At 62.3% G+C, this 7,258-nt stretch carries 6 protein-coding genes and 1 pseudogene; 3 read left to right on the top strand and 4 right to left on the bottom strand.

The genetic code is table 11. The features are described 5' to 3' along the window. Positions 1–261 precede the first annotated feature (261 nt). From AB0876_RS34095 to AB0876_RS34085, 3 genes and pseudogenes are all read left to right on the top strand, one after another. A complete protein-coding gene (locus AB0876_RS34095; RefSeq protein ID WP_232004317.1) occupies positions 262–1,365 on the top strand; it encodes a tyrosine-type recombinase/integrase in 1,104 nt (367 codons plus the stop codon). Next, positions 1,362–1,715, top strand: a complete 354-nt coding sequence (locus AB0876_RS34090; RefSeq protein ID WP_043988411.1) for a helix-turn-helix domain-containing protein — start codon at positions 1,362–1,364, stop codon at positions 1,713–1,715. The genes AB0876_RS34095 and AB0876_RS34090 overlap by 4 nt, the downstream gene beginning before the upstream one ends. 142 nt (positions 1,716–1,857) lie before the next feature. Beyond that, positions 1,858–3,192: pseudogene (locus AB0876_RS34085) on the top strand (hypothetical protein); the annotation flags it as partial. 631 nt (positions 3,193–3,823) lie between these two features. Here AB0876_RS34085 and AB0876_RS34080 read toward each other — a convergent pair. The 4 genes from AB0876_RS34080 to AB0876_RS34065 all read right to left on the bottom strand — a co-directional run bounded on the left by AB0876_RS34080 (position 3,824) and on the right by AB0876_RS34065 (position 7,015). Next, on the bottom strand, positions 3,824–5,044 hold the full coding sequence (locus tag AB0876_RS34080; protein WP_043988410.1) for an MFS transporter: 1,221 nt from the start codon (positions 5,042–5,044) through the stop codon (positions 3,824–3,826). A 183-nt stretch (positions 5,045–5,227) separates the two neighbouring features. Next, on the bottom strand, positions 5,228–5,890 hold the full coding sequence (locus AB0876_RS34075; protein WP_043988409.1) for a nucleoside/nucleotide kinase family protein: 663 nt from the start codon (positions 5,888–5,890) through the stop codon (positions 5,228–5,230). Beyond that, entirely contained in the window at positions 5,890–6,417 is a 528-nt protein-coding gene (locus AB0876_RS34070; protein ID WP_225330065.1) for a GNAT family N-acetyltransferase, read from the bottom strand. The genes AB0876_RS34075 and AB0876_RS34070 overlap by 1 nt, the downstream gene beginning before the upstream one ends. Positions 6,418–6,538: 121 nt before the next feature. Further along, on the bottom strand, positions 6,539–7,015 hold the full coding sequence (locus tag AB0876_RS34065; protein ID WP_157835606.1) for a GNAT family N-acetyltransferase: 477 nt from the start codon (positions 7,013–7,015) through the stop codon (positions 6,539–6,541). Between the last annotated feature and the right edge of the window lie 243 nt (positions 7,016–7,258).

The raw sequence follows: 7,258 nt of genomic DNA, 5'->3' as shown, positions 1-7,258 counted from the left end.
TGAATCACTGCATTTTCATCCGATGAATCACGCAGCAATCGTGTGACTCTCGCCTACCGACCCGGTACCCATGGATGAAACAGCCTGGACACCAGGGGTTTTCGGTGGATGCGAACGAGTATGCATGACCCCCTCTCCGGCTGGCCGCCGCGACACGCATCGGCGAACGTTCGTTTTGCGATGGACCTACCTGCGGCGATGTGGTAATGATTCATTAGATGATTCAATGATGCATCAGATGAGACGTCCTGGGAGGCTGAATTGCCCGTCGACAAGAGCGGTCGCGTGGTTCTGGTCGGGTCAGTTCCGCTGCTGCATCCGGAGGCCCAAACCGTCGAGGACATGCTCGACGGCTGGCGCAACCAGCAACTGTGCCGCAACCTCGACCACGAGACCATCAGCAAGCGCATCGCCCTGGTGCGCCGCTTCATCGACCACTGCAACGAGTACCCCTGGGCCTGGACACCGGCGATGGTTGAAGAGTTCTTCGCCGATCTGCGCGGCATCAAAGGCCGGGCGCAATCGACCGTGCGCGGCTACCAGAACGGCCTACGGTTGTTCTGCTCGTACATCGCTGATCCGGACTACGGCTGGGATCGGGTATGCGAGCAGCGCTTCGGCACTCACCCTGCGCAAGTGTTCTTCGAGTGGAACACCGCTGCCCACGTCCAAGACAACGAGCAGAATCCGCTCAAGCGGCCCTTCACCAAAAAGGAGCTGCAGGACTTCTTCGATCATGCCGACGAGCAAGTGTCCCTGATTGCCAATGCCCGTAAGAAGGGCTGGCTGCCGGCTTACCGCGACTCGGTGATGTTCAAGGTGGCCTACTCCTACGGGCTGCGCTTCAATGAACTGCGACACCTGCAGACCGTCGACTTCTCGCGCAATCCGCACGCCGCCGAATTCGGGCGCTATGGCGCGGTTCTGATCCGGTACGGCAAGGCCAAAAAAGGCTCACCGCCGAAGCGGCGCACCGTGTTCACGGTGTTCGACTGGACACCCGAAGTCATCGCCGACTGGCTCACCCACGGCCAACCGTATATCGACGACAGCATTGACCTGTTCCCCAGCGAGCGCGGCAGCCTGATCGCTGAGACCACCCTGCTGCGCCGCTTCCGGCGCTACTGCGACGAACTGGATCTGCCGGCCGGACTGGATCTGCATTCGTTTCGCCGCTCGCACATCACCCACCTCATAGAGGACGGCTGGGACGCCAAATTCGTCCAAGACCAGGCCGGCCACGATGTCGCCAGCACCACATCCCTCTACACCGGTGTATCCAGCGACTACCGCACCCGCACACTGCGCCGCATGCTCGATCAGACCGTCAAAGATGCGCTCTCCTTCGGGGAAGAATCATCATGAAACGCGAAGTCGACTACACCTGGCGCCTCGCCGAGCTCATGGCCGCGCATGGCATGCACAACAGCACTGACCTGATCCCCCGCCTGGCCGAACGTGGCATTCAGCTCTCCCGACCCCAGGTCTACCGTGTTGTCCACCAACGGCCCGAACGTGTTTCGCTGCAACTGATGGCCGCGCTATGCGACATCCTCGGCTGTGGCGTGGAGGACCTGGTGACCGTCACTGCCACCGACGTCCGACGCCGGAAGACCGCATCCGGGGCAGCCGCTACCCCGCCGCCGAACGTGGTCGAACTCAACAAGTCGGTCCGGCCACGGCGGGCGCGGGTCATCACCGATGGCCCCGATTAATCCCAAGCCACGATCCAGGCGCCGCGGACGCCCACCCGTCACCACCGGTCACTACGAATGCAGCCGCTGCCATCGCAAGGCCAACACACTGCGCGTCTACTGGCCCGGCGATCAGCTGTGCCACAGCTGCTTCTACACTGCGATGCGCACCCACGGCATCTGCCCCAACTGCGGGCACGACGGCGTCCTTCCCGGCCGCCTCAACCGCACCGACCCACGGCCGGTCTGCCTGACCTGCGCCGCCATCCCCGGCGATTACGCCTGCCGCACCTGCGGCCACGAAGGCGAAATCCACCGCCGCGGCGAATGCGCACGATGCGCTCTACGCGACGACCTGTGCAAAATCCTGCTGCACCATCCCGCCGACCCGGCCGCCATGGAAACCCTCCTCGAAGTGCTCTGCGGCGTCGACCGGCCCGAAAGCATCCTCACCTGGAAGCGCAACATCCAGGTACTGCAGCTCCTCGGCGGAATCACCTCCGGCGCAATACCCCTCACCCACGACGGCCTCGACACCGCCGGCCCGGGCCGACACATCGAACACCTACGCAGCATGCTGGTGCACCACCACCTCCTCCCACCACGCGACGAACACCTCGCACGATTCGAACGCTGGCTCGCCACCAAACTCGACGCCATCGACTCCCCGACAGTGCGAGGACCCGTGGAGCAGTTCGCCACCTGGCACCACCTGCGCCGCCTGCGCAGCGAGTCCAAGCCCGGCCAAGGAACCGACGGACCCAAACGCGCAGCACAACAAGAGATCACCGAAACCATCAAATTCCTGACCTGGCTCGAGCAGACCCACGACCGCACCGCTTCAACCTGCAGCCAGCAGGACGTCGATGAATACCTGGCCTCAGGTCCGACCACCCGCCATTCGATCCGGACGTTCTTCGTCTGGGCCAAACGCAGCAAGATCAACACCTCAATCACCATCGAGCACCGACAAGCCAGAACATCCCCGACCATCACCCAAGACCAGCGCCTCGCGTGGCTCAAAGAACTCCTCACCGGCGACTCCGAGAGTCTTCCCTACCGGATCGCTGGAATCCTGCTGCTGCTCTACGCGCAGCCGTTGACGAAGATCGCCGGCCTGCAGACCACCGCTGTCATCCGGGTAGGCGCCGAGACCCGTATCGCGCTGGGCAAAGAACCCACCCCGGTGCCCGAGCCGTTCGCCTCCCAGCTGCACCATCACCTCTACAACCGGCCCAATCAACGCACCACCGGCGGAGCCATCGCCACGCCCTGGCTGTTTCCCAGCAGCCGGGCTGGCCGTCACCTCGACCCGCAATCAATCATGCATCGGCTTCGATGGCTCGGCATCGAGTTGCTGGGCTCACGCAACAGAGCCCTTCGCGAACTCGTATCGCAAATACCGCCACCGGTCGTCGCCGAAATGCTCGGCTACAGCGACCAAGTCACCCAAAAACACGCCGCCGAAGCCGGCAACACCTGGGCGCAGTACGCATCCGCCACCGATCGGAAGCACACTCCGACAACACCACCTGGACGAACCATGACGACCGACTCTCCGCAGGTTTGCCCCACCGACGACAAAGACGAACCGGACACGGATACCTCCGAGCCCACGTTGTTCGACCTCGATCCCCCGGTTCGGCCCTACGACGTCCACATTGAGTCACTAGGAGCCGCGGCGGCCGCATTCGACGACGCCCGCGGCGCGGTCCAGGTGGCCACGAACGCCCTCGGTCAGGCGCGCGCGACAGCTAAAGCAGCCAAAACGCAGCTCACCGACGTAGTGCTCCAGGCGCATCTGGCCGGCGTATCTTGGGCGAAAATAGGTGAGGCCCTGGGTATCTCGCAGCAATCGGCCTATCAACGCTGGGCTCGACGTTTACGCGAGGACGATAACGCGACAATTCACGATGTCGAGGACGGCGATGAATCCGAAATCCCGATCTCCTAGCTGACACCGTAAACGACCTCAAGCCGCACCCAAGCCGCCGATACCCATCGATGACTCCACGAGCCTTCCACGACCCCATCTCTGAGCGCCGATCCAGCAGACAGACCGATCGCACCGAATACAGCGGAATCACCCCACCGAGGCGCGACTTGCATTGGTGTGAGACGTATTCCACCTAGCTGCCGTGTCTTCGAAGCGCTGATGACGCGGCAATGGCCGCTGCGACCGCGAAACCAGCGACAGCGGTAGCGAGCGTGAATTGCTCACCGAAGGCGCCGATGCACAAGCCGCCCAGGACCGCTCCCAAAGCGCCCATCGTCTGATTAATGGAGCGCCTCGTGGCGTTCACGCGCCCGAGCAGCCGGTCCGGTGTAAGCGTCTGCCAGTAGCCCATCTCGTTGGCATTCTCGATGCCGGCTGCGATCCCTTGGAATCCCAACGCAACGAAAATCACTGCATCGCCCAAACTGGATTCAGGGGCGCAGGCCACGAGCAGCCACGTGATCGGGTATGCGGTGCGCGCCAGAATGATCACCCGTCCCACCCCTATTCGGTCACCGGTCGACGGTGCCAACGAGGCCCCGATCAGACTCGCGACACCGAAGACCGTCAATAGCATTCCGAATGCGTAGGGGGTGAACCCCATGGAGCGCAGGGCCAGCAGGGAAAGCGCTGTCATCGCTGCCCCGTTGGCGAGGAACCATATGTGTGTCGACACTGCCAGCGGACCGAGAGTCCGGTGGCGGTAAGTCCATTTCAGGCCTTCGCCGATCTCGTGACGGAGGTGGCGCGAGCGTGGTTCTGGTTGGGGTTCGGGGGCATGGACGCTCGCAATCAGCACAGCCTCGACGAGGTAACTGATCGCGTCGACGACGATGGCCGCGGGAGCGCCCAAGAGGCCCACGAGTCCACCGCCCATCGCCGGGCCGAGGGTTTGGGCGGCAGCGTCGGCCTGATCGAGACGCGCGTTCGCCGCAACCAATTGTCCCGTCGGTACCAGTCGGGGAAGCAATGATTGCGTGGCGGCGAACCCGAATACCGAGAACGCCCCGAACGCCAGCAACGCGACGACCAGCATCCACATCTGCAGACTGCCGGCCAACCACAGAACTGGAACCAGCCCCAGGCTCAGAGCACGCCCCACGCTGGCCCACACCAGCACAGGTTTGCGGCGCCAGTGGTCGACATACACCCCGGCGACAAGTCCAAGGGCCGCGTACGGAACAAACTGTGCGGCGTTGACCACGCCAACCTCGAATGGGCTGGCACCGAGCAACTGGACGACCAAGACGGGCATCGCGACCGCAGAGATCGCCGACCCGATGGAACTGAGTGCCGCAGCCACCCAAAAACGAACAAAAGCCGAGCGAGTACCTTCACCCGCACTATCCCCCACGACACCACTGTCTCACGGCGAACAGGCAGCTCGAGACCAGTCTAAAATACCTTTCGATCGGTAGGACTCGATATCTGGTCGAGAGCCGACACTGCTAACACCTTGCCCGTTCTGTGGACAAGCCACTGGGCCCCGATCACCTCTGAAGGCAGCGGGGGGTGCGCGTGCTCGCAGTTCGTTTGGTTACCCGCGGAGTACTACTGGCGATTCGTGGTTGCTGTTTGCGATCAGGATCGTCGCTCGATCCTGAGGCTTGCATTCTCGGAAGTAGCGGCGCTGCGCTTCAACATAGCGCCGCATGGTGGGATGGTCCGGGTCTGGGTTACTTCCATCTCGCAAGGCCATCCTTCGTGCGGTTTCGATGAAGGGAACATCGAGGAACACGGATAGGTCCCAGCTAGTGGCAAGCTCGTTGCGGTGCAGGAAGATTCCGTCCACCACGAGCACTGTGCCCGGGGCGGCCAGCTGCGGCTCCGGCATGAGAATCGTGTCAGTGGTGACGTCATGGCAGGCGGTGCGGTATCGCCGAGATCCGCCGGGCCGAAACGGGACAAGGACATCGGTATAGAACTGGCGATAGTTGTAGGAGTCTGACCAGAACCCCTCAGGCGAACTACGGCCCAGCCGGTACCGAACCTCGCGGGTGTTGTGAAAGTCGTCGAGTGATACTCGGACGACTGGTCGTTGTCGGTCTCGTAGAAGTTCGGCTAGTGCGTCCGCGAAATGGGTCTTGCCGGCACCGTCGGGCCCGTCGATCGCGATCCTCGGGCAACGCTGACCGTCGAAGACAGGAATCCGCGCCGCGACGAAGTCCAACGCATCCACTCGACCGAAAGCAGCGCTCATCACCGGCGGTCCTGCGTATCACCGGCCAGAAGCGCATGCACGTGCATGTCGTGCCAGCCGTCAGCGTGCAACGCAGCACTCCGCCGGATGCCCTCCACGCGAAACCCGGCCTTCTCCGCAACCCGACAAGAGGCGAGGTTGGCGACCGAATGCTCCAACCCAATCCGCTGGAAACCGACTTCACGGAATGCCCACTGACACAAAGTAGTAAGGGCTTGAGAACAGAGTCCTCGTCCACGCCACGCTGGCGCCATCCAGTACGCCGCTTCAGCTGAACCATCGTGCAAATCCACGCATTTGAGCGAAATACGGCCGGTCAATGAATCGCTGGTGCGGTCAACCAGCGCCCAATTCAACTGAGCCTCTGCAGTCCACCCGTCACGCCACTCGCTAATCCACTGGCGCGCTTCGTCCTCAGAATCGGCGCGCCGCACATGCCAGCGTTGGATCTCGGGGTCATTGAAGGCGTCCACGACCGCGCGAGCGTCAGACAGTCGCCACGGTCGGAGCAACGCAATAGAGCCCACCGACAACGACGGATGAGGAGACAGCGGATATCGCCGGCGGGATCAAAGTCGGCACACATGGCATCATCGCGCAAAATCCGAACCTAGACCAACGAGAACGCGGCATCCACGCGTAGGCCCTTCATCGCAAATCTTTGATCATAGCGATGCCGAGGGGTCCATTGCCTTGGCCCACCACGCGAAATCCCTTGCGCTCGTACAGATGTTTGGCCGGATTGCGAACATGGACATTAGTGCACATTGCTTCTGCATGTGGCGAAAGCTCGGCGAACAGTGCATCCAGAAGCAAGCCGCCGATGCCGGCTCCCCGCGAGCCTGGTGCGACAGCGATGCAGAGTTCCGGCAATGGCGACCCGGCCGCATCAGTGCGCAATGGCGGATTGCTATGGTACGTCCACACCGCACCGATAGCGATCGCGCTGTGATCCTCGGCAAGGATCGGCACGATGCCAACAGGTGGGAGCAATTCGAGCACTTCGCCGTCACCGGGGTCAGGAAGTGGCCAGTCTTCGATAATGCAGGCATGGCGGGCCATCTCGACGACGAAAGCGTGATCGTCAGCGGTCGCCGAGCGGAGTCGCACTCTGGACTGTGCCATCGGCAGATTGTGGCAGAAGTTCCCTGCTGCACGCATATCGATTTTTGACGAGATGGGATGTACGGGCGCGGCGCGAAACAGTCGCCAGCAAACATTCCGTGGACGGTTAACCAAGAGCCCAAAGGGCTTGCCAAGTGTGAGTCCATCACAGCTGCTGCCAGCCGCCCATCCCGAAACTGCCGACCCTATCGATATCAACAATCACCGGATTACGGCTGAATCGAATACTGAGGGTTACCAGTA

Source organism: Mycobacterium sp. NPDC049093 (genome assembly GCF_040704635.1).
GTDB lineage: Bacteria > Actinomycetota > Actinomycetes > Mycobacteriales > Mycobacteriaceae > Mycobacterium.
The sequence above is the reverse complement of the archived record's forward strand: the minus strand, read 5'-3'. Positions and strand labels throughout refer to the sequence as shown.

Coding starts and splice junctions, on each gene's coding strand:
- AB0876_RS34075 (WP_043988409.1), bottom strand. CDS start 5,890: ATGAGCGCTGCTTTCGGTCGAGTGGATGCGTTGGACTTCGTCGCGGCG.
- AB0876_RS34065 (WP_157835606.1), bottom strand. CDS start 7,015: ATGGCACAGTCCAGAGTGCGACTCCGCTCGGCGACCGCTGACGATCAC.
- AB0876_RS34090 (WP_043988411.1), top strand. CDS start 1,362: ATGAAACGCGAAGTCGACTACACCTGGCGCCTCGCCGAGCTCATGGCC.